The organism is Photorhabdus laumondii subsp. laumondii, from assembly GCF_003343245.1.
GTDB lineage: Bacteria > Pseudomonadota > Gammaproteobacteria > Enterobacterales > Enterobacteriaceae > Photorhabdus > Photorhabdus laumondii.
The window spans coordinates 4,861,567-4,886,756 of record NZ_CP024901.1 but is presented as its reverse complement, the minus strand read 5'-3'; the positions used below and the strand labels follow the sequence as shown (position 1 = coordinate 4,886,756).

The 25,190-nt window shown below is 47.7% G+C and carries 19 protein-coding genes; 17 read left to right on the top strand and 2 right to left on the bottom strand.

Features of this window, described 5'->3' with window-relative positions; translation table 11 throughout:
* From PluTT01m_RS21440 to tccC, 14 genes are all read left to right on the top strand, one after another.
* Positions 1 to 2,406 (top strand): acyl-CoA reductase, encoded by a 2,406-nt coding sequence (locus PluTT01m_RS21440; RefSeq protein WP_011148284.1) that lies wholly within the window; start codon positions 1 to 3, stop codon positions 2,404 to 2,406.
* Positions 2,407 to 2,435: 29 nt separating this feature from the next.
* Positions 2,436 to 3,707: a phenylacetate--CoA ligase family protein gene (locus PluTT01m_RS21435; protein ID WP_011148283.1), complete on the top strand. Its 1,272-nt coding sequence runs from the start codon at positions 2,436 to 2,438 to the stop codon at positions 3,705 to 3,707.
* Complete coding sequence (locus PluTT01m_RS21430; protein ID WP_011148282.1) at positions 3,704 to 4,627, top strand: GNAT family N-acetyltransferase; 924 nt, start codon at positions 3,704 to 3,706, stop codon at positions 4,625 to 4,627. Before PluTT01m_RS21435 ends, PluTT01m_RS21430 begins: the two co-directional genes overlap by 4 nt.
* A gap of 400 nt (positions 4,628 to 5,027) precedes the next feature.
* On the top strand, positions 5,028 to 6,689 hold the full coding sequence (locus PluTT01m_RS21425) for an S-type pyocin domain-containing protein (RefSeq protein WP_011148281.1): 1,662 nt from the start codon (positions 5,028 to 5,030) through the stop codon (positions 6,687 to 6,689).
* A complete protein-coding gene (locus PluTT01m_RS21420; protein WP_011148280.1) occupies positions 6,686 to 7,144 on the top strand; it encodes a DUF6392 family protein in 459 nt (152 codons plus the stop codon). Before PluTT01m_RS21425 ends, PluTT01m_RS21420 begins: the two co-directional genes overlap by 4 nt.
* 108 nt (positions 7,145 to 7,252) lie before the next feature.
* Entirely contained in the window at positions 7,253 to 7,720 is a 468-nt protein-coding gene (locus PluTT01m_RS21415; RefSeq protein ID WP_011148279.1) for a DUF6392 family protein, read from the top strand.
* Between the two features lie 108 nt (positions 7,721 to 7,828).
* On the top strand, positions 7,829 to 8,296 hold the full coding sequence (locus PluTT01m_RS21410) for a DUF6392 family protein (RefSeq protein WP_011148278.1): 468 nt from the start codon (positions 7,829 to 7,831) through the stop codon (positions 8,294 to 8,296).
* Positions 8,297 to 8,403: 107 nt separating this feature from the next.
* A complete protein-coding gene (locus PluTT01m_RS21405; RefSeq protein WP_011148277.1) occupies positions 8,404 to 8,865 on the top strand; it encodes a DUF6392 family protein in 462 nt (153 codons plus the stop codon).
* A 109-nt stretch (positions 8,866 to 8,974) separates the two neighbouring features.
* Positions 8,975 to 9,442 (top strand): DUF6392 family protein, encoded by a 468-nt coding sequence (locus PluTT01m_RS21400; RefSeq protein ID WP_011148276.1) that lies wholly within the window; start codon positions 8,975 to 8,977, stop codon positions 9,440 to 9,442.
* Positions 9,443 to 9,533: 91 nt separating this feature from the next.
* Positions 9,534 to 10,001, top strand: coding sequence for a DUF6392 family protein (locus tag PluTT01m_RS21395; protein WP_011148275.1), 468 nt, complete (start codon positions 9,534 to 9,536; stop codon positions 9,999 to 10,001).
* Between the two features lie 108 nt (positions 10,002 to 10,109).
* Positions 10,110 to 10,577, top strand: coding sequence for a DUF6392 family protein (locus PluTT01m_RS21390; protein ID WP_011148274.1), 468 nt, complete (start codon positions 10,110 to 10,112; stop codon positions 10,575 to 10,577).
* 427 nt (positions 10,578 to 11,004) lie between these two features.
* On the top strand, positions 11,005 to 13,905 hold the full coding sequence (gene tccA / locus PluTT01m_RS21385; protein WP_011148273.1) for an insecticidal toxin complex protein TccA: 2,901 nt from the start codon (positions 11,005 to 11,007) through the stop codon (positions 13,903 to 13,905).
* Positions 13,906 to 13,999: 94 nt separating this feature from the next.
* Positions 14,000 to 18,694, top strand: coding sequence for an insecticidal toxin complex protein TccB (tccB, locus tag PluTT01m_RS21380; RefSeq protein WP_011148272.1), 4,695 nt, complete (start codon positions 14,000 to 14,002; stop codon positions 18,692 to 18,694).
* 133 nt (positions 18,695 to 18,827) lie between these two features.
* On the top strand, positions 18,828 to 21,959 hold the full coding sequence (tccC, locus tag PluTT01m_RS21375) for an insecticidal toxin complex protein TccC (protein WP_011148271.1): 3,132 nt from the start codon (positions 18,828 to 18,830) through the stop codon (positions 21,957 to 21,959).
* An 80-nt stretch (positions 21,960 to 22,039) separates the two neighbouring features.
* Here the strand turns inward: tccC and PluTT01m_RS27035 are convergent, their stop codons facing one another.
* A complete protein-coding gene (locus PluTT01m_RS27035; protein ID WP_157866910.1) occupies positions 22,040 to 22,213 on the bottom strand; it encodes a hypothetical protein in 174 nt (57 codons plus the stop codon).
* 69 nt (positions 22,214 to 22,282) lie between these two features.
* Between PluTT01m_RS27035 and tnpA the strand changes: the two genes are divergently transcribed.
* From tnpA to PluTT01m_RS21360, 3 genes are all read left to right on the top strand, one after another.
* Positions 22,283 to 22,585: an IS66 family insertion sequence element accessory protein TnpA gene (gene tnpA / locus PluTT01m_RS21370; RefSeq protein ID WP_011144474.1), complete on the top strand. Its 303-nt coding sequence runs from the start codon at positions 22,283 to 22,285 to the stop codon at positions 22,583 to 22,585.
* Positions 22,579 to 22,914, top strand: coding sequence for an IS66 family insertion sequence element accessory protein TnpB (gene tnpB / locus PluTT01m_RS21365; protein ID WP_011144475.1), 336 nt, complete (start codon positions 22,579 to 22,581; stop codon positions 22,912 to 22,914). The genes tnpA and tnpB overlap by 7 nt, the downstream gene beginning before the upstream one ends.
* Positions 22,915 to 22,977: 63 nt before the next feature.
* A complete protein-coding gene (locus PluTT01m_RS21360) occupies positions 22,978 to 24,483 on the top strand; it encodes an IS66-like element ISPlu20 family transposase (protein WP_011145417.1) in 1,506 nt (501 codons plus the stop codon).
* A 38-nt stretch (positions 24,484 to 24,521) separates the two neighbouring features.
* Here the strand turns inward: PluTT01m_RS21360 and PluTT01m_RS21355 are convergent, their stop codons facing one another.
* On the bottom strand, positions 24,522 to 24,788 hold the full coding sequence (locus PluTT01m_RS21355; RefSeq protein WP_041380373.1) for a hypothetical protein: 267 nt from the start codon (positions 24,786 to 24,788) through the stop codon (positions 24,522 to 24,524).
* Positions 24,789 to 25,190: the final 402 nt, after the last annotated feature.

Sequence of the window (25,190 nt, the reverse complement as noted above, 5' to 3'; positions counted from 1 at the left end):
ATGTATTTAGTGAATGGTAAGGTTATCTCTGACTTGGAGCCCGCTAGCGTATTGGCGGAACTGAAAGGTAATTTGGCTGAGACGCTGGCTTGTCCCCCAAGTGTACAACAGGTATTGGCGTGTGCTGAGCGCTTCGTTGATGATCTCGATAATGTTGCTGTTAAGCTTGCGCTGGATACCGCCGCCCTCACTGCGTTACGTCACTTCTGCCATCGCGATTCTTTAGAGGCAAAGTTGCGGCACGAATTGGGAGAACAGCCCTTTTCTCTGCGTCGCTTTGACTATACACAGCCCCGTTTTGAAACTTGGCAACCATTGGGATTGGTGGTGCATATTACGCCGGCCAACGCGCCTTTACTGCCATTTATGGCGGTGTTAGAGAGCTTGCTAGTGGGTAATGTCAACTGGTTACGTCCTAGTAGCAGTGATCACGGCCTTAATGCGCAGATACTGGCTGAATTCCTACGTCATGACCTGAGCGGCACGTTGGCACCTTATATCTCTGTGTTGCCTTTGCCGTCTGATCAATTATCAGAATTACTGGCGTGTGCTGATGCCGTATCCGCCTGGGGCAGTAATAGCGCCCTGACCGCTATCCGTAGCCAATTGCGGCCCGGTTGCCGTTGGATAGATTGGGGACATCGTATCAGTTTTGCTTATTTTGACCCGATGGCTGCCAGTGATGCTGATTACGATGCATTGGCTGATGATGTTTGCCGTTTTGACCAACAAGCGTGTTCCAGTCCACAGTGTTTGTTGGTCGATAGCGCTGACGAGAACGTTTTACGGGAAGTCGTTAGTGCTGTGGCCGCCGCATTGGCACGACGCGCGACAATATGGCCTGCCTTACAGACAGACATACAGGAAGCGGCGGAAATCAGCAGTCAGATGGCATTTTTGAAGTTGGATCACACTTTTGCTGAACTCCGCGGTTCGGTAGAAGAGGGCAATGGCTGGCGAGTCGCCTGGATACAGCGTCAAGAGCTTGCTCCATCACCGTTGTACCGTACTTTGCAAGTCCGTCCGGCACCACGTGCACAATTGGTTGAGATTTTGTTGCCGTGGCGCCCCTATTTGCAAAGTTGCGCTCTGATAGTGAAAGAAAAAGAGCTGCCGATGTTGAGTCGTCAGTTGTTGGCCGCCGGTGTTAGCCGGATATGTCAGGCCGGAGTTATGCATGATGGCTATGAGGGTGAGCCACATGATGGTGTTTACGCATTGACTCGGCTGGCGCGACGCGTCTCCGTCAGCTTAAAACCTGAGCAACTGCCGGGACATGTCGCATTAGATAAAGGGTCAGCCAATCCGCCGGAACTGGCAGGGATTCCAGTGATGGATAAAGCAAAGTTTCAGAACGGCGGTGTGACGGCAAAAGCACAGGTGTTTTTTCGTAGCGGTGGCAGTAGCGGCGAGCCAAAGTTGGCGGGTTTCAGCCATCGAGATTATCACAGTCAAATGCAGGCCGCGGCAGATGGTTTGTTCGCTGCTGGTCTGGAGCCATCCCAAGACCGGGTAATGAATTTGTTTTATGGCAGTAACTTGTATGGCGGTTTGACGAGTTTCTTCACTGTGCTGGATAAATTATCCGTGCCGCATTACCCGATGGGCGGCCCGATAGACGATGATTTTAGCCAAATCAGGCACTTTATTGTCACTCAGGGAATCAATACGCTGGCAGGAATGTCAAGCACTATCCACCGACTGTTTGAATGTGAAGAGGCTGCGTTGCGCGCCTATGGTGGGATACGCAAAATTTTTACTGGCGGTGAGCATATTGGTGAAGAGCGGTGTCGGTTTCTGTCCAGTTTTGGTGTACAGATAATTCGCTCGGCGATTTACGGTTCCGTGGATGCCGGTCCGTTAGGTCATGCTTGTGCTTGTTGCCAAGAGGGGGAGTTCCATCTGTTATCTGATATTCAATGGTTGGAAATCTTGGCTCTTGATAGTGATCAGCCTGTTCCGACAGGGGAAAGCGGTCGACTGGTGTTTACCCCTCTGGCGCGGGAAGGGCAGGTGGTCCAGCGTTATGATATAGGCGACTTAGGTTATTGGCTGCCAGATCTCTGCGACTGCGGGTTACCAACGCCGCGGTTTAAACTGGGAGGCCGTCATGGGGTGTTGACGCGGGTAGGTTCTATTTTTCTGAACCCAACCGAATTATCCGCCGGGTTGCCGTTTCCGGTGCAGTGGTTGGTAGGGAACAGCTCCAGTGGTTGTGATTATATCCATATATTAGCCGACGGGGATGCTGAGCAGGTACGTATGCATCTGTTGCAACATAGGATGCTGAACCAGGTTGTCAGTGGTGGATTGCTTCAATTGGAAGTTATCCCGACACCTGTTGGACAGTTCCATCGTCACCCGCAAAGTGGCAAAACGCCGCTGGTGCTGGATAGCCGATTCTGAGACCAATAATACTACTTTTTGGGTAAATCATGACACTATCATTACACGATCTGGTTGAATACGCCCGCAATCATGCACCTTTTTTTAAGGATCTTTATCGTGATCTGCCTCGATCCGGTTGGGCGCTAACTGATCTACCATTGATCAATCCTGATGACTATTGGCAGCAATCGCAATCGCTGGAAAACTGGCCGGTATTAACCGGTCCGGTTAACGGTGGTCATGTTTTTAAAACCGGTGGCTCTACCAGTGATGGTCGATTGTCGGTATTCAGTTGTAGCGAATGGCGTGCTTTCGTGCGCGCATTTGGTCAAGGGCTTGCACAGCAATTACAGCCCGGTGATCGCGTTGCTAATCTGTTTGTGGCTGGTGATTTGTATACCAGTTTATTGTTTATTCACGGTGCGTTGTCCTATTCACCAGTGCCGGTAGTGGAGTATCCGTTTACTTGGTCAGTTGATGATCGGGCACTGGCCGATGCGATTGTCAGCTTGAGGATTAATGTTTTGGCCGGCGTGACGGCGCAGCTATTACGTTTTGCCAGTACCTTGCAGCAGTGGGGCCAGTCTATTCCCGGCATTGATCGTCTGTTGTACGGCGGTGAAAGCCTGTTTCCAGAGCAATTGACACTCTTGAGTCAGGTATTTCCTAATGCGCGTATTGGTTCAGTTGGTTGTGCCAGCGTTGATGCGGGCCTCATTGGGGCGGCGTCTCCCGATTGCTGTTACGGCGAACATCGGGTTTTTGATACGGATACCATTGTTGAAATTATTGACGAATCCAATGGTCAGCCGATTACGGTGCCCGGCCAAAATGGCCTGTTGGTTGTGACCAATCTGCAGCGACGCTTGATGCCAGTTATCCGCTATCCTACCGGTGACATGGCCTGTTGGTGTGAAGAGTCAGGGCAGCCGAGTCGCAAATTCGCTTTGCAGGGGCGAGCGGGCAGCGCTCACCGAGTGCGAGTTTTCTCGCTGTCCATTTTTCCTGACCATATTGCGCGTTTACTGCAACAGCAAGAGGGCATACTGGCTTGGCAGTTATTGCTGAGCCGTCAGGGTGGCATGGATAAGATAGAACTCTTGTTAGCGGGCGATTCATCACTGGCGTCATCGACAACATCAGTGCATCAGACATTGTTGGCGGCACAACCCGCGATGGCAAAGTTATGTGATCAGGGATTTTTGCATGTGGAAGTCACTTACTGCGCTTTGGAAAATATGGTCACTCATCCACGCTCCGGTAAATTAATGCGGGTGGTTGATCATCGTGGTTATGGTGCTGAAGAGAAGGCAGCATGAGCATGAATCTAGGAATACCATTAGTTCGATTATTCCGGGAAGAGGATTCTACCGGTATTAGTGCGTTATTTCGGGTTGTTTACGGCGAAGATTATGTCTACCCGGAAGTCTATTTACCTACCATGCTTGGCCGTTATAACGCGGCAAAACAGTGGTATTCCGCTGTTGCGGTACAGGATGGACACGTGTTGGGGCATGCCGCACTGTGGCGGGATGAACACTGCTCATTAAGCGCTGAACTGGCGTTGATCGCAGTACATCCACAGGCACGTGGGCAGGGTATTGCTACCGCGCTTGGACGATACTTGTGTGATCAGGCTAAGAAAATGGGGTTAAGTATCCTCACAATTAAGCAAGTGTCGTCGCATAACCATAGTCAGCGTCTGGCCCAAAATCTGGGGTTTCACACCACGGGATTGCTGCCGGACTATGTAACATCACCGTTTGATCAGGCACGCCCGGAAAGCATAGTACTGGGTTGTTTACCTTTACAAAGCTGGCCGTTTCCAGAGGTACATTGGCCTTCCGGTTGGCAACTGTGGTTGACATCGGTGACTCAAGTGTTTGGTCAAGAGCCTCTGCAACCGGAGGAGTTGGTTGATGCAGATATCCGTATAACCAATCATGGACGTCGGTTGGAAGTGTGGATAGAAAAGCAGACAACCGAGCGGGTAAAAGAGGTGGCAGAGTTACCGGCACACAAACTGATATATGTGAGACTGCCGGTAGGGGAAGGGACGCTTCAGGCAATGGAAATTTTGCAGCAGGCGGGATTTGCCTGTACAGGGTTTGTGCCCGGTCATCATCACCATTGGGAAGCTTTACTGGTTCGAGGACATAGTAGGAAAGAGTTGACCTTAGATTGTCAGTTTGCTCGTCGTTTGCACCAACAAAGCATGTTTGCTTGTGCAGGAGCATAGCCCACCTGCGATTATCAGAGGTAATCTGGTAAAGCCCATCAAAGCTTGAATAGTTTTGCAGATTTTTGACAAAGTGTTGGTCTTTTGGTCAGCACTTTGGACGGATAGCGGTTAACCGTCTGACCATAATTTGAAAAAATCTGCGGTGTACTTCTGCCAATTCGTCACTGCTGCTTGAATTCTCACTTTTGATAATTAATAGTAATAAAAGTGTTGCAAAATATGATGAATTACAAGCATCAATCGACATTATTTCTCTAACTTTCAGAATATTCCTATATATTTTTAAGTGAAATTCATTGCACTATTGAACATTTATTAATCCATAAATGGCAAAAGCATGATGATGATTTCAGTTAGATTCACTCTTCATGTTGTAACTCATTGGAGAAGTGAATAAATGGCAATAGGGTATTTCCTGCTCGTTGGTGATAAAACAACCTGTGGTGGTCAGATTATTACTGGTGACCACACCATGACATTTAATGGGCGAGCAACCGCTCGTGAAGGGGATAAGGTTACCTGTGGCAAACATCCCGGTACTTACGTGATTGTTGGTGGTGTATCCGATGTGTTTGACATGGGGCGCAAGTTGGCTGGCACGTTGGATAGTGTCAGTACTTGTCCCTGTCGGGCTCGGTTTATCAATTCGGAGATGGACAGTTATGAGAAGCAAGATAAGACTGCTGACCGGGTTGCCGCTCCCACGAATATGGCGCAACAGCATTTCTCTTCTCCGGTAAAGGATGTGGGAAGCCCGCCTGCAACGCAGGTACCTCCGCCGCCGATACCGGTGTTTACGAAGTCCTGCCAGCGGGGTAAAGGGTGTACTGACGCTGGAACTGAGCCTGAATCGGCAAATAACTTTGGCAGAATGGCGATATATCAGGTGCCGTCATCTCCTGCGCCAGCCACGGCGCAAAAGCCTGAACCACCCCCGCAGGACAAGAAACACCCGCCGGAACCGGGTAAGCCGCGGGATAAAAAATTACCGTGGTATAAGCGGTGGTTTCGTAGTGGAAAAGATAATGCCGAAGCGGCGGCTACCGCTGTGGCCGCCACTACCCGCAGCGCGGTAGCGGAAGGGGAAACGCTGGTGATGCGTTACATTGGTGGCGGTGCTATCAGTGCTGGACGTTGGCTGGCGGCACCGAATCCGGTAACGGTTGGGTTGATGGGGCTGTTTTATTCACCGTCGTTGAATCAGGGGGAAGAGGATTACTTAGATCCGTATCGCCTGAGACAGATAGCGGAACAGTATGGAAAAGCACCAACTCGTGTACGTTTTCGCTGGATCAGAGATGAAAAAAGCGGCAGGATGACGGTTCAGGGATATCACGTCAGCCCGGAAAGCGGCTTGGATAAAGTGCCGGTTTGCATGATGACGCTCAATCGGACCACCGGTAATTACGAGTTCTGGGAACCGGGAGAAACCCGGCCGACGATTTTATGGACGCCGAATGAACAGGAATTCAAGGCTCCAGCCCATACCGGGAATGAAGAACAGCCGTTTATTCCGTCGCAAATAACCGTGTTGCCGATCCCGGATAAAGTGGGCAGCGATATTGAATCGTTGCCAATGCCGGAAGAGAAGGATTTCCGCGATTATATTCTGGTATTCCCCATTCCGAATATGCCGCCGGTGTATGTGTATCTGAGTAAACCGCCGGTGAAATTGTTTGAAGTGGATTTATATAGAAACTTTGCTGGGCGGCTGAGGAATGGAACACACGCGGATCATATGCCTTCGGCAGCGGCTGTTCGAGCGAAATTAAAAATGTTATATCCCGATTTGGAGATGGATGAGTTAAGTCTTATTGAAAAAAATGTTGCAGCAATCATTATCCCGGCAAAGGTTCACCAGAAGTTCAGTGCAACTTATGGCGGCCGGAATTCTCAGACGCAAATAGAACAGGATTCTAAAGACTTAAGAGCAGCTGTGGAGCGTGATTTCAGTACGATAGAGCCAGAATTGAGAAATTACGGGGCAACAAAAGCACAACTTGAAAACGCCAGAGCCAAAATACACAGGCTTAACCAAGAACAGGGGTTATACAAATGACAGTCAACATAGATGCACTCATAAATAGCTTAGGAAAATCTTATCAGGAAATTTTTGATGACGGGCTAATTCCTTATAAAAGTAAACCAAGCGGTCCCCTTGGGGTACTTAGTATTGGCATTGATATGGTGAAAGAGGGGATTTTTTTATCGTTTGAACGGAGTAGTAAAATATTAAACGAAATTACTTTAAGGTTGCTTAGGGACGATAAAGCTTCATTTATATTCCCAAATGAATTGCCATCACCATTGAAGCACTCTATGGATAGGGTATGGGTTAAAGAAAATTTAGGTGATCCGATTAAGTCAATACCACCAAGGCAAATTTTAAGAAACCAATTTGGTTGGAAAGATTTATATCGTTTCACAGACGAAATCAGTATGCAGATTTCTTATGACATGATGGAACGAGTAAAATCGGTAACGTTTTTACCTACCTCAGAAGTTCGTTGGTAATCAACAATAGATGGGAGATTATTTTTAAAGGCCAGTTCATTTGCGGGTAGTTTGAAAAATAAAGTCGTAGATGAATTGGCTGAATCAAGAATAGAGGTTATATGAATAATGACTATCAACGTTGAAGCGTTAATTAATAGCTTGGGGGAAACCTATCAGGAAATCTTCGATGAAGGGCTAATTCCTTATAAAACCAAGCCAACAGGTTCTTCTGGTGATGAGGTGATATTTTTGGATATGGTAAAAGAAGGGGTGTTTCTAGCTTTTTATCGGGATGGTAAGCGTTTAAAAGAGATTACGTTGACTTTGCTTGATGAAAAGAAACCTCTATATCAGTTTCCTAATAAGCTTCCCTCTCCTTTGGTGCCTCTGATGTCTCGACAGTGGGTCCATGAGCAGTTTGGTGAACCTAAGAAATCACAGCAACCCCAAATGGTTATGAAACGTCAGTTTGGATGGAAAGAGTTATACACATTGCTTGATTTCCACATTCCTACAAGTATGAAGATTTCTTATGACATGATGGAACGAGTAAAATCGGTAACGTTTTTACTTACCTCAGAAGTACGTTGGTAATCAACAATAGATGGGCGATTATTTTTAAAAGCCAATTCATTTGTGAATGGTTTGAAAAGTCAAATCTCCAATGAATTAGCTGAATCAAGAATAGAGGTGATATAAATAATGACTATCAACGTTGAAGCGTTAATTAATAGCTTGGGGAAAACCTATCAGGAAATTTTTGATGAAGGATTAATTCCTTATAAAACCAAACCAACAGGATACCCTGGAGCTCCAGATATTACTTTAAGTATGGCTAAAGAGGGTATTCATTTAGCGTTTAAAAGAGATGGTAAGATTTTATTTGCTGTAGAGCTTTTTCTGCTTGATCAGAAGAGACCTTCATACCAATTCCCTAATGAATTACCTTCTCCTTTGGAGCCTTTGATGATCAGGAAATGGGTTCACGAGCAGTTTGGTGAGCCAGAAAAGGCTCTTCCGCCGCGAAAATTTCTAAAGAAGGATGTTGGTTGGACGGAACTGTATACGCTACTGGATTTTCGGATACCAACCAGTATGCAGGTTGATTATGACCTGTTTGAGCGTGTTGATTCTGTAATGTTTTTACCTACCTCAGAAGTGCGTTGGTAATCAACAATAGGTGGGCGGTTATTTTTAAAAGCCAATTCATTATCGAACAGTTTGGAAATTAAATCTTAGATGAATTGGCTGAATCGAGAATAGAGGTTATATGAATAATGGTGATCAACGTTGAAGCGTTAATTAATAGCTTGGGGAAAACCTATCAGGAAATTTTTGATGAAGGGCTAATTCCTTATAAAACCAAGCCATCTGGTTATCCCGGAGACTCTGATATATCTCTTGATATGGCTAAAGAAGGGACTTTCTTATCATTTGATCGAGAAACTAAGACATTCATAGAGATGACTTTAACTTTACTTATACCTGAGCGTCCCAGTTTTGTTTTTCCGAACAACATGCCATATCCCTTAATTAAGGAAATGAACCGCCAATGGGTAGATAAGAATTTAGGTAAACCAATTAAATCAGCACCTCCATTTGAAGCATTGACATATAGATTTGGTTGGACATATCTTTATTACTATCAGGGTAAGTCGGAAATTAGTATGCAAGTATCGCACGATGTTCTAGATCGAGTCAGTCGAGTTACATTTCTACCTACAAGTGAAGTGCGTTGATAGTTAGCAGAAAGGGAAGGTTCTTTTGAGAGCTAATTCATTAATCAACAGCTTGAAAAGTTAAATCTCAGATGAGTTGGTTTAACCAAGAATAGAGGTCATGTAAATAATGATAGATGTTATTGAAATTATTAATAGTTTGGGGAAGACCGCAGATATGTTAGTTGAAAATAAACTTATTCCAGAGGAAAAGTTTGAGTTTGCTTTCGAAGGTTATTCTAGATTTAGTGTTGAACCAGAGACGGGTCTTACTTTAGTTTTCGATATTATATCAACAGTGTTGATTTCTGTTCAATTCACATTAATCAACACTGTTGATGATACTGGTACATATAGTGGTGATATGCCTGCTCCATTCCTTCACAAAATGAATAAAGCTATTGTCAGAGCATTTATGGGAGAACCCGATTACAGTAGTGGACCGGAGAGAATTCCGGTAATTGGCTTAGTAGGCGGATTTGATGCCTATACTCGTAAACTAAATGATCAGTACCCAAATACAGAAATTCGCTTCCTTTATCAAACTGATCTTCGTGTGGATGCACTGTTATTTGAACAGTCGGTAAATAATGATTGATGTTCTTGCAATCATAAATAGTTTAGGACAGACAACCGATATGTTGGTTGAAAAACAATTTATCCCAAATAATAGATCATGAGTATGAATAATGACAGTCAACGTAGATGCACTAATAAATAGTCTAGGAAAGTCTTATCAGGAAATTTTTGATGAAGGGCTAATCCCTTATAAAACCAAACCAACAGGATACCCTGGAGCTTCATTTATTGCTCTGAATATGGCTAAAGAGGGTATGCATTTAGCTTTTAAAAGAGATGGTAAGATTTTATTTGCTGTAGAGCTTTTTCTGCTTGATCAGAAAAGACCTTTATACCAATTCCCTAATGAATTGCCTTCTCCCTTGAAGCCTTTGATGACTAGGGTATGGGTTCATGAGCAGTTTGGTAAGCCAGAAAAGGCTCTTCCGCCGAGAAAATTTCTCAAGAAAGATGTTGGTTGGACGGAACTGTATACGCTACTGGATTTTCGGATACCAACCAGTATGCAGGTTGATTACGATCTGTTGGAACAAGTGAAGTCAGTTGCATTCTTATCCACATCAGAAGTACTTTGGTAATCAACAATAGATGGGAGGTTATTTTTAAAAGCCAATTCATTTGCGGGTAATTTGAAAAATAAAGTCGTAGGTGAATTGGCTAAATCAAGAACAGAGGTGATATAAATAATGGCTATCAACATTGAAGCTTTAATTAATAGTTTAGGCAAAACTTATCAGGAAATCTTCGATGAAGGATTAATTCCTTATAAAACTAAGCCATCAGGTTATCCCGGAGACTCTGATATATCTCTTGATATGGCTAAAGAAGGGATTTTCTTATCATTTTTGCGAGAAAATAAAGTACTTACAGAGATAACGTTAACTTTCATTAATCACAAACGACCTAATTTTATATTTCCTAATAAATTGCCTTCCCCTTTGATACCGCTGATGTCCCGGAAATTAATTCATCAGCATTTTGGTAAACCTGAAAAATCACTTCCACCAAGGAAAAGGTTAACTAAAGAAATTGGCTGGACTGAATTATATACCTTATTGGATTTCCGTATTCCAACTAGCATGCAGGTTGATTACGATTTGCAGGAACGAGTCAGACTAGTGACTTTTTTACCTACCTCAGAAATCCGTTGGTAATCAATAAAGAGATTCTTATTTAGAACTTTAACTATTCGGATATGCGGAATTTGACTTATTCACTTCTCATTACTTTTCAATAAACTATTTTTCTTAAAAAAAACAATGAACATACACCAAGAATATTCATTGTATTGGTTTTTTTGTAAATTAATCATCAATATAAGTAAATGTTTATTATAAGTAATTATATAAAGGTAAAGTTATTTTATTGTCTGTATTTTGTTTTTTAATGTAAGCAAGTTTTGTGATTTATTATATTTTTCATCACACATCATCACTGTGTATGGCGTCTTTGGAAGGTCGTGCTAACTGATGTTCTAAAGGCGTGTGTTTGTTCTGGTGCCTTTCTTACACATAACGATGGTGGTTGTTTTTTGCACGAAAAAACCTGTTTCTCATAATAAACCTCAATTCAGGAGTCCGTATGAATCAACTCGCCAGTCCCCTGATTTCCCGCACCGAAGAGATCCACAACCTGCCCGGTAAGTTGACCGATCTTGGTTATACCTCAGTGTTTGATGTGGTACGTATGCCGCGTGAGCGCTTTATTCGTGAGCATCGTGCTGATCTGGGACGCAGTGCTGAAAAAATGTATGACCTGGCGGTGGGCTATGCTCATCAGGTGTTACACCATTTTCGCCGTAATTCTCTTAGTGAAGCGGTTCAGTTTAGCTTAAGAAGTCCATTCTCTGTGTCAGGTCCCGATTACGCCAATCAGTTTCTTGATGCAAACACTGGCTGGAAAGATAAAGCACCTAGTGGGTCACCAGAAGCGAATGATGCTCCGGTAGCTTATCTGACTCATATTTATCAATTGGCCCTTGATCAGGAAAAGAGTGGTGCTAGTGCCATTATGAATACGCTGGTGGAGCGCCGACCCGATATCGGGGCTTTGTTGATTAATGATAAAGCGATCAATGAGGTGATACCGCAATTACAATTGGTCAATGAAATTCTGTCCAAAGCCATTCAGAAGAAACTGAGTTTGACTGATTTGGAAGCGGTAAACGCCAAACTCTCCACCACCCGTTACCCGAATAATTTGCCATATCATTATGGTCACCAGCAGATTCAGACGGCTCAGTCGGTATTAGGTACCACGTTACAAGATATCACTTTGCCACAGACGTTGGATCTGCCGCAAAACTTCTGGGCAACAGCAAAAGGAAAACTGAGTGATGCGACTGCCGGTGCTTTGACTCGCCTGCAAATCATGGCGAGTCAGCTTTCGCCAGAGCAGCAGAAAATCATGGTGGAAACCGTCGGTCAGAATTTCTATCAGCTAAATTATGGTGACAGTTTGCTGACGGCGAACAGTTTCAGCGACATGACCGTACTGACTGATAGAACAAGTTTGACTGTACCTCAGGTAGAGCTGATGTTGTGTTCAACGGTTGGCGGTTCTACGGTGGTTAAGTCTGATAATGTCAGTTCTGGTGACACGACAGCGACGCCATTTGCTTACGGTGCCCGCTTTATTCATGCCGGTAAGCCGCAGGCGATTACTCTGAGTCGCAGTGGAGCGGAGGCGCATTTTGCTCTGACGGTTAACAATCTGACCGATGACAAGTTGGACCGTATTAACCGCACAGTACGTCTGCAAAAATGGCTGAATCTGCCCTATGAGGATATTGACCTGTTGGTGACTTCTGCTATGGATGCGGAAACGGGAAATACCGCGTTGTCGATGAACGACAATACGTTGCGTATGTTGGGGGTGTTCAAACATTATCAGGCGAAGTACGGTGTTACCGCTAAACAATTTGCTGGTTGGCTGCGCGTGGTAACCCCGTTTGCCATTACACCCGCAACACCATTCTTAGATCAGGTGTTTAACTCTGTTGGCACCTTTGATACACCGTTTGTGATAGATAATCAGGATTTTGTCTATACATTGACCACCGGGGGAGATGGGGCGCGTGTTAAGCATATCAGCACGGCACTGGGCCTTAATCATCGTCAGTTCCTGTTATTGGCGGATAATATTGCCCGTCAACAGGGGAATATCACACAAAGCACACTCAACTGTAATCTGTTTGTGGTGTCAGCTTTCTACCGTTTGGCTAATTTGGCGCGCACATTGGGGACAAACCCAGAGTCTTTCTGTGCTTTGGTTGATCGATTAGATGCAGGTACAGGCATCGTCTGGCAGCAATTGGCAGGAAAACCCATCATCATGGTACCGCAAAAAGATTCTCCGCTGGCGGCGGATATTTTGAGTTTGCTGCAAGCGCTAAGTGTGATCGCTCAATGGCAACAACAGCGCGATTTACCCATTGAAACCTTACTTTTACTGTTGAGTAGCGGTTCTACCTTCACCGCTCAAGGCACTGACGATCAATTGAATTTTATCCGTCAGGTGTGGCAGAACTTGGGCAGTACATTTGTGAGTGCAACATTATTATCCCGTAGTGGTGCACCATTAGTTGATACCAACGGTCACGCTATTGACTGGTTTGCTCTGCTCTCGGCAGGTAATAGCCCGCTTATCGATCAGGTTGGTCTGGTGACCGATGCAGGTATAGAAAGTGTTATAACAATGGTGGTCAAAACACAAAGCTTATCTGATGAAGATAAGAAGCTGGCAATCACTACTCTGACGAATACGTTGTATCAAGCGCAGCAAACTCAGCAAGGCGTGGCTGTCAGTCTGTTGGCGCAAACTCTGAACGTGAGTCAGTCACTGCCTGCGTTGTTGTTGCGCTGGAGTGGGCAAACAACCTATCAGTGGCTGAGTGCGACTTGGGCATTGAAGGATACTGTTAAAATCGCGGCTGATATTCCCGCTGGCTATCTGAGCCTATTGCGTGAAGTGGTACGCCGCTCCTTGTTGACCCAACAATTCACGCTAAGTCCTGCAATGGTACAAACTTTGCTGGACTATCCAGCCTATTTTGGCGCTTCCGCAGAAGTAGTGACCGATATCAGTTTGTGGATGCTCTATACCTTAAGCCGTTACAGCGATCTACTGCTCCAAGTGGGTAAAGCCGGTGGTGGTACGGAAGATGATGTGTTGGCCTACCTGCGCGTGGCTAATGCTGCTACGCCGTTGAGTCAGGCGGATGCTGCACAAACGTTGGCAACGCTACTGGGTTGGGAGACAAACGAGTTGCAAGCCGCTTGGGAAGTATTGGGCGGGATTGCCAAAACCACTCCGCAACTGGATACGCTGCTGCGTCTGCAACAGGCACAGAGCCAGACTGGCCTTGGCGTTACACAGCAACAGCAAGGCTATGTCCTGAGCCGTGATAGTGATTATACCCTTTGGCAAAGCACCGGTCAGGCGATGGTGGCTGGCGTATCTCATGTTAAGGGTAGTCACTGAGCATGGCAGAAGCTCACTACCTGAGTGGATTTGATTTTTCCGTATGGCCCAATGAGGCTATTTCTAAACCGCCATTTAAGTAAGGCAGATAATTATGTTATCGACAATGGAAAAGCAACTGAATGAATCCCAGCGTGATGCGTTGGTGACTGGCTATATGAATTTTGTGGCCTCGACACTGAAAGGTGTCGATGGTCAGCCAGTGACGGTGGAAGACTTGTACGAATACTTGTTGATTGACCCGGAAGTGGCTGATGAAGTTGAGACCAGCCGAGTTGCTCAAGCGATTGCCAGCATACAGCAATATATGACTCGTCTGGTCAATGGTTCCGAACCGGGGCGTCAGGCGATGGAGCTTTCTACCGCTAACGAATGGCGTGACAATGATAGCCAATATGCTATCTGGGCTGCGGGGGCTGAGGTTCGAAATTACGCTGAAAACTACATTTCCCCCATCACCCGGCAGGAAAAAAGCCATTATTTCTCGGAGCTGGAGACCACGTTAAACCAGAACCGGCTCGATCCGGACCGGGTGCAGGATGCTGTTCTGGGATACCTCAATGAGTTTGAGGCGGTGAGTAATCTGTATGTGCTCAGCGGTTATATTAATCAGGATAAATTTGATCAGGCCATTTACTATTTTATTGGTCGTACCACCACCAAACCATATCGGTATTACTGGCGTCAGATGGATTTGAGTAAAAATCGTCAAGATCCAGCAGGGAATCCGGTGACGCCAAATTGCTGGAATGATTGGCAGGAAATTACCTTGCCGTTGTCTGGTGATACGGTGCTGGAGCATACAGTTCGCCCAGTATTTTATAATGACCGGCTGTATGTCGCTTGGGTTGAACGTGACCCGGCAGTACAGAAGGATGCTGACGGTAAAAATATCGGAAAAACCCATGCCTACAGCATAAAATTTGGCTATAAACGTTATGATGATACCTGGACGGCACCGAATACCACCACGCTGATGACGCAGCAAGCAGATGAAAGTTCAGAAACACAGCGATCCAGCCTGCTGATTGATGAATCGAAGACTACACTGCGGAAGGTTAATTTACTGGCTACCACTGATTTTAGTATTGACCCGACGGAGGAAACGGACAGTAACCCGTATGGCCGTTTGATGTTGGGGGTATTTGTGCGTAATTTTACGGGGACTCCACATCAAAACCGTCCTGCTGTGTATGGTTACTTGTATTGTGACTCAGCCTTCAATCACCATATTCTCAGGCCATTGAGTAAGGATTTTTTGTTCAGTACCTATCGTGATGAAACAAATGATCAGAACTGCTTGCAATTCGCGGTATACGATAAAAAGTATGTGATTACTAAGGTTATTTCAGGCAAGCCAACCGAAGATCCCGAAAATACCGGTTGGGTAGGTAAAGTTGATGATTTGAAACTGGGTACTACCGGGGCCTATGTATATATCGACCAAGATGGCCTGACACTCCATATCCAAACCACGACTAATGGGGATTTTGTTAATCGTCATATATTTGGATATAACGATATTGTATATGATTCTAAGTCTGGTTATGGTTTCACGTGGTCAGGGAATGAAGGTTTTTATCTGGATTACCATGATGGCAATTATTACACCTTTCATAATGCAGCGATCAACTACTATCCGGCTGGATATGGTGGTGGATCTGTTCCTAATGGAACGTGGGCGTTGGAACAGCGAGTTAATGAGGGATGGGCTATTTCCCCCTTGCTTGATGCTCACCATACTATTACTGTGCAGGGCAGTTATATCGCTTGGGAGGGGGAGACACCTGCCAGTTATTATTTACCTATCCCAGACGGTACAATGTTGCTAGATTGGTCTGATAAAATAAATTTTGCTATTAGTCTTAATAAGCTTGAATCTGTATTTACGTCTCCAGATTGGCCAACATTAACCACTATCAAAAACTTCAGTAAGATCGCCGATAACCGCAAATTCTATCAGGAAATCAATGCTGAGACGGCGGATGGGCGCAATCTATTTAAACACTACAGTGAGCAAACTTTCCAACTTGCCAGTGGTGCAACCTATCCTACGACTTATACTTTGTCCGAAGCGGATTTCTCTACTGATCCGGATAAAAACTACCTACAGGTTTGTTTGAACGTTGTTTGGGATCATTATGACCGACCATCAGGGAGAAAAGGGGCCTATTCCTGGGTCAGCAAGTGGTTTAACGTGTATGTTGAGTTGCAAGATAGCAAAGCTCCGGATGCCATTCCTCGATTGATTTCCCGTTACGATAGCAAGCGTGGTCTGGTGCAATATTTAGACTTCTGGACCTCATCATTACCTGCGAAAACTCGTCTTAACACCACCTTTGTGCGTACTTTGATTGAGAAGGCTAATCTGGGATTGGATAGTTTGCTGGATTACACCTTGCAGGCAGATCCTTCTCTGGAGGCCGATCTGGTCACTGACGGCAAAAGTGAGCCGATGGACTTTGATGGTTCAAACGGTCTCTATTTCTGGGAGTTATTCTTTCACTTGCCGTTTTTAGTTGCTACACGCTTTGCCAACGAACAGCAATTTTCGCCGGCACAAAAGAGTTTGCATTACATCTTTGATCCGGCGATGAAAAACAAGCCACACAATGCTCCGGCTTACTGGAATGTACGTCCGTTGGTTGAAGTACACAGCGATCTATCACGTCACTTGGGAGATCCTATCGATCCGGATACTCAGGCTTATGCTCATCCGGTGATATACCAGAAAGCAGTGTTTATCGCTTATGTCAGCAACTTGATTGCTCAGGGAGATATGTGGTATCGCCAATTGACTCGTGATGGTTTGACTCAGGCCCGTGTCTATTACAATTTGGCCGCTGAGTTGCTAGGGCCTCGGCCGGATGTATCGTTGAGCAGCACCTGGACACCGCAAACCCTGGATACCTTGGCCGCCGGGCAAAAAACGGCTTTGCGTGACTTTGAGCACCAATTGGCTAACAGTAATACTGTCTTACCCGCATTACCGGGCAATAACATTAGCCACTTGAAACTGGCAGATAATGGCTACTTTAACGAACCGCTCAATGTTCTGATGTTGTCCCACTGGGATACGTTGGATGCACGGTTATACAACCTGCGTCATAACCTGACCGTTGATGGCAAGCCGCTTTCTCTGCCGTTGTATGCTGCGCCGGCTGATCCGGTAGCATTGTTGGCTCAGCGCGCTCAGTCCGGCACGTTGGCGAATGGCGTCAGTGGTGCCATATTGACGGTACCGCCATACCGTTTCAGCGCTATGTTGCCGCGAGCTTACAGCGCTGTGGGTACGCTGACCAGTTTTGGTCAGAACCTGCTTAGCTTGTTGGAACGTAGCGAACGGGCCGGTCAAGAAGAGCTGGCGCAACAGCAACTGTTGGATATGTCCAGCTATGCCATCACATTGCAACAACAGGCGTTGGATGGATTGGCGGCGGATCGTCTGGCGCTGTTGGCTAGTCAGGCGACGGCGCAACAGCGTCATGACCATTATTACACGCTGTATCAAAATAACATCTCCAGTGCGGAACAACTGGTGATGGACACCCAAACGTCAGCACAATCCCTGATATCTTCCTCCACCGGTGTACAGACTGCCAGTGGCGCACTGAAAGTGATCCCGAATATCTTTGGTTTGGCTGATGGTGGCTCACGCTATGAAGGGGTAACGGAAGCGATTGCCATTGGGTTAATGGCTGCCGGACAAGCCACCAGCGTGGTGGCCGAGCGTTTGGCAACCACGGAGAATTACCGCCGTCGCCGTGAAGAGTGGCAAATCCAATACCAGCAGGCACAGTCTGAGGTCGACGCATTACAGAAACAGTTGGATGCGCTGGCGGTGCGCGAAAAAGCGGCTCAGACTTCCCTGCAACAGGCGAAGGCACAGCAGGTGCAAATTCGAACCATGCTGACTTACCTAACGACTCGTTTCACCCAAGCGACTTTATATCAGTGGCTGAGTGGTCAATTATCCGCGTTGTACTATCAAGCGTACGACGCTGTGGTCTCTCTGTGTTTGTCCGCCCAAGCTTGCTGGCAGTATGAATTGGGTGATTACGCCACCACGTTTATTCAGACCGGTACTTGGAATGACCATTACCGTGGTTTGCAAGTGGGAGAAACTCTGCAACTCAATTTGCTCCAAATGGAAGCGGCATATTTAGTTCGTCATGAGCGCCGTCTTAATGTGATCCGTACTGTGTCGCTCAAAAGCCTATTGGGTGATGATGGCTTTGGTAAGTTAAAAACTGAGGGCAAAGTTGACTTTCCATTAAGCGAAAAGCTGTTTGACAACGACTATCCGGGGCATTATTTGCGCCAGATTAAAACCGTGTCAGTGACACTGCCGACGTTGATCGGGCCGTATCAAAACGTGAAGGCAACGCTCACCCAGACCAGCAGTAGTACGCTGCTCACAGCAGATATCAATGGTGTTAAACGTCTCAATGATCCGACAGGTAAAGAGGGGGATGCGACGCATATTGTCACCAATCTGCGGGCCAGCCAGCAGGTGGCGCTCTCTTCTGGCATTAATGATGCCGGTAGCTTTGAGCTGCGTTTGGAAGATGAGCGCTATCTATCGTTTGAGGGCACGGGTGCGGTCTCCAAATGGACGCTTACCTTCCCGCGTTCGGTGGATGAGCATATTGACGATAAAACATTGAAGGCGGATGAGATGCAGGCCGCACTGTTGGCGAATATGGATGATGTACTGGTGCAGGTGCATTATACCGCCTGCGACGGCGGTGCCAGCTTCGCAAACCAAGTCAAGAAGACACTCTTTTAAATTAACTTTTAACTAAGACTTCCCACTCTGGTCGCCAGAGTGGGAAAGGATCTGTCATATCTAAAATCAATCTTGCGATCTTTCTCCATTTCATTGGAAGGGAAGCTTTAAAACAAAATAAAAGGAATATGATATGAGTACGCCTGATACTGCTCTTTATACTCAAACCCCAACAGTCAGCGTGTTAGATAATCGTGGCCTGTCCATTCGTGATATCGGTTTTCACCGTGTTGTGATTGGCGGGGATATTGACACCCGCGTCACCCGTCACCAGTATGATGCCCGTGGATACCTGAACCACAGTATTGACCCACGCTTGTATGATGCAAAGCAGGCTGATAACTCAGTAAAACCTAATTTTGTCTGGCAGTATGATCTGGCCGGTCATGCCTTGCGGACAGAGAGTGTCGATGCTGGTCGTACTGTTGCATTAAATGATATTGAAGGTCGTCCGGTAATGACGATGAATGCGACAGGTGTTCGTCAGACTCGTCGCTATGAAGGTAATACCTTGCCCGGTCGTTTGTTATCTGTGAGTGAACAAGTTTTTGATCAGGAAACTTCTCAAGTGACAGAGCGCTTTATCTGGGCGGAGAACACCACAGCAGAGAAAGAATATAACCTCTCTGGTCTGTGTATACGCCACTACGACACGGCGGGCGTTACCCGGTTGATGAGTCAGTCACTGGCGGGTGCTATTTTATCCCAATCTCACCAATGGCTGGCAGAAGGGCAGGAGGCTAACTGGAGCGGTGACGACGAAACTGTCTGGCAGCGGATGCTGGCAAGTGAGGTCTATACAACACAAAGTACAACCAATGCCATCGGGGCTTTACTGACCCAAACCGATGCGAAAGGCAATATTCAGCGTCTGGCTTATGACATTGCCGGTCAGTTAAAAGGGAGTTGGTTGACGGTGAAAGGCCAGCGTGAACAGGTGATTGTTAAGTCTCTGAGCTGGTCAGCCGCAGGTCATAAGCTGCGTGAAGAGCATGGTAACGGCGTGATTACCGAGTACAGTTATGAACCGGAAACTCAACGTTTGATGGGTATCACTACCCGGCGAGCCGAAGAGAGTCAATCAGAGGCGAGAGTATTACAGGATCTCCGCTATGAGTATGATCCGGTGGGGAATGTCATCAGTATCCATAATGATGCTGAAGCCACCCGCTTTTGGCGCAATCAGAAAGTGGAGCCTGAGAACCGCTATGTTTATGATTCGCTGTATCAGCTTATGAGTGCGACAGGGCGTGAAATGGCTAATATCGGCCAGCAAAGCAACCAACTTCCCTCACCTGCTATGCCTGTTCCTGCCGACAACAGCACCTATACCAATTACCAGCGTACTTATAGTTATGACCGTGGCGGTAATTTGGTTCAAATCCGACACAGTTCACCCGCGACTCAAAATAGTTACACCACGGAGATGACCGTTTCAAGCCGCAGTAACCGGACGGTATTGAGTACATTAACGACAGATCCAACCCAAGTGGATGGGCTATTTGATGCCGGCGGTCATCAGAAGACGTTAATACCGGGGCAGAATCTGGATTGGAATATGCGGGGTGAATTGCAGCGAGTAACACCGGTGAGCCGCGAAAATAGCAGTGACAGTGAATGGTATCGTTATAGCAGTGATGGCGTGCGGCTGCTAAAAGTGAGTGAACAGCAGACGGGCAACAGTACTCAAGTACAACGGGTGACTTATCTGCCGGGATTAGAGCTGCGCATAACTGGAGTGGCAGATAAAACAACTCAAAATTTGCAGGTGATTACGGTAGGTGAGGCGGGGCGCGCACAGGTAAGGGTATTGCACTGGGAAAGTGGTAAGCCGGCAGATATCGACAACAATCAGGTGCGCTACAGTTACGATAATCTGCTCGGCTCCAGCCAGATTGAATTGGATAGCGAAGGGCAGATTCTTAGTCAGGAAGAGTATTATCCGTATGGCGGCACCGCGGTATGGGCAGCGAAAAATCAGACAGAAGCCAGCTACAAATTTATTCGTTATTCCGGTAAAGAGCGGGATGCCACCGGATTGTATTATTACGGCTACCGTTATTATCAGCCTTGGGTGGGCCGCTGGTTGAGTGCTGATCCGGCGGGAACCGTGGATGGGTTGAATGTGTACCGGATGGTGAGGAATAACCCCATCACATTGACTGACCATGACGGATTAGCGCCGTCTCCGAACCGAAATCGGAATACATTTTGGTTTGCTTCATTTTTGTTTCGTAAACCTGATGAGGGAATGTCTGCGTCAATGAGACGGGGACAAAAAATTGGCAGAGCCATTGCTGGCGGGCTTGCGATTGGCGGTCTTGCGGCTGCCATTGCTGGTACGGCTGGCGCGGCTCTCCCTGTCATTCTGGGGGTTGCGGCCGTAGGTGCAGGGATTGGTGCGTTGATGGGGTATAACGTCGGTAGCTTGCTGGAAAAAGGTGGGGCATTACTCGCTCGACTCGTACAGGGGAAATCGACGTTAGTACAGTCAGCGGCGGGCGCTGCTGCTGGGGCGAGTTCAGCCGCGGCTTATGGTGCGCGAGCACAAGGTGTAGGTGTTGCATCAGCCGCCGGGGCGGTAACGGGCGCGGTGGGATCATGGATAAATAATGCTGACCGGGGGATTGGTGGCGCTATTGGGGCCGGGAGTGCGGTAGGCACCATTGATACCATGTTGGGGACTTCCTCCACCCTTACACATGAAGTAGCCGCCGCCGCGGGGGGAGCGGCTGGTGGGATGATCACCGGTACACAGGGGAGTACCAGAGCCGGGATTCATGCCGGTATTGGCACCTATTATGGCTCCTGGATTGGTTTTGGTTTAGATGTCGCCAGTAACCCTGCCGGACATTTAGCGAATTACGCGGTGGGTTATGCCGCGGGTTTGGGGGCGGAAATGGCGATCAACAGAGTAATAGGTGGCGGATTCTTGGGGAGGTTATTAGGCCGGGCTGTCAGCCCATATGCCGCCGGTTTAGCCAGACAATTAGTGCATTTCAGTATAGCCAGACCTGTCTTTGAGCCGATATTTAGTGTTCTCGGCGGGCTTGCCGGTGGCATTGGAACTGGTCTGCACAGAGTGATGGGAAGAGACAGTTGGGTTTCCAGAGGGCTAAGTGCTGCTGGTAGTGGTATAGATCATCTTGCTGGCATGATTGGTAATCAGATCAGAGGCAGGGTTCTGACCACAACCGGGATCGCCAATGCGATAGATTATGGAACCAGTGCGATAGGTGCCGCACGACGGGTTATTTCTTTGTAATAAACATTGCCGGAAATCTCCGTCCAATATTGGGCGGAGATTTCGAGGCGGGATGCGGCTGCTTTAATATCAAAAACAATTTAATTTTTTAGTGCGCTCATAATACTCATGGCTTGCTCTTTATCTTTTACCCCCATTCTGAATGAAGGATTTAAAGAAGTTTGAATAGTCGCTGTGACAAGATGAGTACCTTTAAATGATATTGTCATTTGGGTGCCGATGTTTTTATTGATTAAAGGTAAACGTCCGGTCATCTCACCTTGTTCTTCCTCTCCGGCCCATGCACGCTACCGCTTCCTTATCTTCACCTGGAGACTGACACCATGAGCCGTAGCCGATATACCCCGGAACAAAAACAACACCATGTGACCCAATGGCGCCACAGTGACCTGACCCGAAAACAGTATTGCGAACAGCATCAGCTGAGTTTTTCCGCTTTCCGCGACTGGATTGCCGACAGTAACAACATCCCCCAACCTCTCAGCCAGACACTGCCCGCCCTCTTACCGGTTTCACTCCAGCCTGACGACGCGCGCACCGTCACCCTGCATACCCCAGACGGCTATGCCATCGCCTGTCCATTGACGCTGTTGCCTGACGTGATGCGGGTACTGACCCGATGCTGAAACCGCAACAGCTCTTTCTGGTGCGAGAGCCCGTCGACATGCGCCGGGGCATTGATGCCCTGACCCAGCACCTGGAGGGGCTGAATTTGCGCTGGCAGGACGAAGCCGCTTTTATTTTCTGCAACAAGGCCCGCTCCCGTCTCAAGGTGTTGCGCTGGGACCGACACGGCGTCTGGCTGTGTACCCGCCGTCTGCACCGGGCCCATTTTGTCTGGCCGAAGCAGGGCGAGCGCAGCTGGGTGATGACGCCCGCCCAGTTTGACTGGCTCATCCGCGGCATTCACTGGCAACAGGTCGAGGGAGATGACCTGTCCGGCTGGCGAAACTAATTCCGCTACCCCGGTCACACTTTTACCGGATAACGACGGGGAATTATCCGGTACACTGTCGGCATGACGCTCAATGACTTAATCGCGCTGGATGACCCCGGCCAGTTCCGCCTGCGGGCACTGGCGCTGCTTCAGCAACAAGGTGATTATATTCGCCAGCTGGAAGAGGCCCTGAAACAGGCGCAACGCTGGCGTTTTGGCGCGCACAGCGAAACCCTGCCTGCCGGTCCCAAACGCAGTCAGTTTGAGGAAGATGCCGATACCGATATCGCGGTGCTGGAAACCCGGCTGTCACGCCTGCATATCAAGGAAAACGCGACCCCGGCCCAGCCTAAACGTCAGCCTTTGCCGGCGACTTTACCCCGTGAAGATATCCGGCTGGCGCCGGAGACGGAGAGCTGCCCGGATTGCGGTCATGCCCTGCGCTTTTTGCGTGATGAAATCAGTGAGCGACTGGAATACCGTCCGGCCACGTTTATCGTCCGGCGCTATATCAGCCCGCAGTACAGCTGCGCGCGCTGTCAGTGTGTGCATGCTAAAGCCCAGCCCGCCCATCTTATTGAAAAGGGCCTTCCAGAGCCGGGGTTGCTGGCTCAGGTGGTGGTCGCTAAATATCGTGACCACCTGCCGCTCTACCGTCAGCAGCAAATCTATGCCCGCAGCGGTGTCACCCTGGCCCGCAGCACCCTGTCGGACTGGGTGGGGCAGGTGGCGGTGGCGTTGCAACCGTTAGCCGATGCCCTGAAGCAGACGCTGCTGACGTCCCCGGTGCTGCATGCCGATGAGACCCCGTTGCCGATACTGGCCCCGGGAAAAGGCCAGACCCAGCGAGCTTACCTGTGGACGTCTGTCACCGGCCCCGATACCTCGCCGGCAGTGGTATACTATGAGCTGCATCCCGGCCGCAGCGGCCGTTATGCCCAGAGCCTGCTGAAAGACTGGTCGGGCGGCACGTTGGTGACGGATGACTATGCCGGTTACAACGCACTGCATGCCCGGGCGGATATCACCGAAGCGGGTTGCTGGGCTCACGCCCGCCGCAAATTCTTTGACCAATACAAAGCGAGCCAAAGTCCGGTGGCGAAACAGGCGCTGGATGGCATTCGTGACCTGTACAAGCTGGAGCGAAAAATCAAACACCGGCCGCCGGATAAACGGCGTCAGTGGCGGCAGCGTTATGCCCGGCCGTGGCTGAATGAGTTCCGGTCCTGGTTGCAAACGATGCAGACCCAAACGGCCCCCAACTCGGGGTTACGCAAAGCGATAGATTACACGCTGAAGCGCTGGTCGGCGCTGGTGTGTTATCTGGATGACGGGGGGGTGCCGATAGACAACAACCGGGCGGAGAATGCGGTCCGGGGTGTGGCGCTCGGCCGAAAGAACTGGCTTTTTGCGGGTTCACTGGCCGCGGGGCAACGGGCGGCCATGATAATGAGCCTGCTGGAAACGGCCAAAGCCAACGGACATGAGCCCTGGGTCTGGTTACGTGATGTCCTCAGCCGGCTGCCTGTCTGGCCGAACAATCGGTTGAATGAGCTGTTGCCCTGGCCTGAGAATCCCTTCCGTTAACATCCCATTTTGTGGTTATCTGACCACGCAAGGTGAGTTCACCGGAACATTACGATTAAAGCATCAAAGTGAGCAAAGCATTGTTTATCGTTTTTTATCGCTATTTCTATCTGGTCATTCCCCCCTTCGTCTGGCCCTAAATAATCGATTTTATCGGTACAAGCGTGAGTTAAGATAAAATTGCCGCCGGATGAAAATGCAAATTTCAATCCCTCTTCTGCTTGTGTTTGTCTGTTTGGGTTATTTTTACCGGAGCACCCGGTTATTACGGAGAGAAGTAACATAATAACAAACAAATTTTTCATGATTCTAACCCTGTTATATTGAATAATCACCTTCAATATAATCTATACCCGTCATCTTTCAAGTTGCCTCTTTGTTGGCTGCTCTCGCTCACCCCGGTCACATAGTTACCTATGCTCCCGGGGATTCACTCCCTTGCCGCCGCGATGCATCTTGAAATCCATAGGGTATATACCCGTAGTCATTGAAGATGCTTGATTTTATCCGAAATGGAGATCATTCAAGTTGCCTCTTTGTTGGCTGCACTCACTCACCCCGGTCACATAGTTATCTATGCTCCCGGGGATTCGTTCCCTTGCCGTCGCGATGCATCTTGAAATCTATAGGTATATGCGCTGGTTTTATTGACATATTTTTATTTACTATAATCCAAAACTCGCTTAGGAGTAATTATTACAATAATA

What these genes read in the sequence shown, in the direction of transcription:
- tnpA (WP_011144474.1), top strand. Translation starts at nt 22,283, where the DNA reads ATGAGCCGTAGCCGATATACCCCGGAACAAAAACAACACCATGTGACC.
- PluTT01m_RS21405 (WP_011148277.1), top strand. Translation starts at nt 8,404, where the DNA reads ATGGTGATCAACGTTGAAGCGTTAATTAATAGCTTGGGGAAAACCTAT.
- PluTT01m_RS21410 (WP_011148278.1), top strand. Translation starts at nt 7,829, where the DNA reads ATGACTATCAACGTTGAAGCGTTAATTAATAGCTTGGGGAAAACCTAT.
- PluTT01m_RS21390 (WP_011148274.1), top strand. Translation starts at nt 10,110, where the DNA reads ATGGCTATCAACATTGAAGCTTTAATTAATAGTTTAGGCAAAACTTAT.
- PluTT01m_RS21435 (WP_011148283.1), top strand. Translation starts at nt 2,436, where the DNA reads ATGACACTATCATTACACGATCTGGTTGAATACGCCCGCAATCATGCA.
- tccC (WP_011148271.1), top strand. Translation starts at nt 18,828, where the DNA reads ATGAGTACGCCTGATACTGCTCTTTATACTCAAACCCCAACAGTCAGC.
- PluTT01m_RS21430 (WP_011148282.1), top strand. Translation starts at nt 3,704, where the DNA reads ATGAGCATGAATCTAGGAATACCATTAGTTCGATTATTCCGGGAAGAG.
- PluTT01m_RS21425 (WP_011148281.1), top strand. Translation starts at nt 5,028, where the DNA reads ATGGCAATAGGGTATTTCCTGCTCGTTGGTGATAAAACAACCTGTGGT.
- PluTT01m_RS21420 (WP_011148280.1), top strand. Translation starts at nt 6,686, where the DNA reads ATGACAGTCAACATAGATGCACTCATAAATAGCTTAGGAAAATCTTAT.
- PluTT01m_RS21440 (WP_011148284.1), top strand. Translation starts at nt 1, where the DNA reads ATGTATTTAGTGAATGGTAAGGTTATCTCTGACTTGGAGCCCGCTAGC.
- PluTT01m_RS21360 (WP_011145417.1), top strand. Translation starts at nt 22,978, where the DNA reads ATGACGCTCAATGACTTAATCGCGCTGGATGACCCCGGCCAGTTCCGC.
- tnpB (WP_011144475.1), top strand. Translation starts at nt 22,579, where the DNA reads ATGCTGAAACCGCAACAGCTCTTTCTGGTGCGAGAGCCCGTCGACATG.
- PluTT01m_RS21355 (WP_041380373.1), bottom strand. Translation starts at nt 24,788, where the DNA reads ATGAAAAATTTGTTTGTTATTATGTTACTTCTCTCCGTAATAACCGGG.
- PluTT01m_RS21395 (WP_011148275.1), top strand. Translation starts at nt 9,534, where the DNA reads ATGACAGTCAACGTAGATGCACTAATAAATAGTCTAGGAAAGTCTTAT.
- PluTT01m_RS21400 (WP_011148276.1), top strand. Translation starts at nt 8,975, where the DNA reads ATGATAGATGTTATTGAAATTATTAATAGTTTGGGGAAGACCGCAGAT.
- tccA (WP_011148273.1), top strand. Translation starts at nt 11,005, where the DNA reads ATGAATCAACTCGCCAGTCCCCTGATTTCCCGCACCGAAGAGATCCAC.
- PluTT01m_RS27035 (WP_157866910.1), bottom strand. Translation starts at nt 22,213, where the DNA reads ATGACCGGACGTTTACCTTTAATCAATAAAAACATCGGCACCCAAATG.
- tccB (WP_011148272.1), top strand. Translation starts at nt 14,000, where the DNA reads ATGTTATCGACAATGGAAAAGCAACTGAATGAATCCCAGCGTGATGCG.
- PluTT01m_RS21415 (WP_011148279.1), top strand. Translation starts at nt 7,253, where the DNA reads ATGACTATCAACGTTGAAGCGTTAATTAATAGCTTGGGGGAAACCTAT.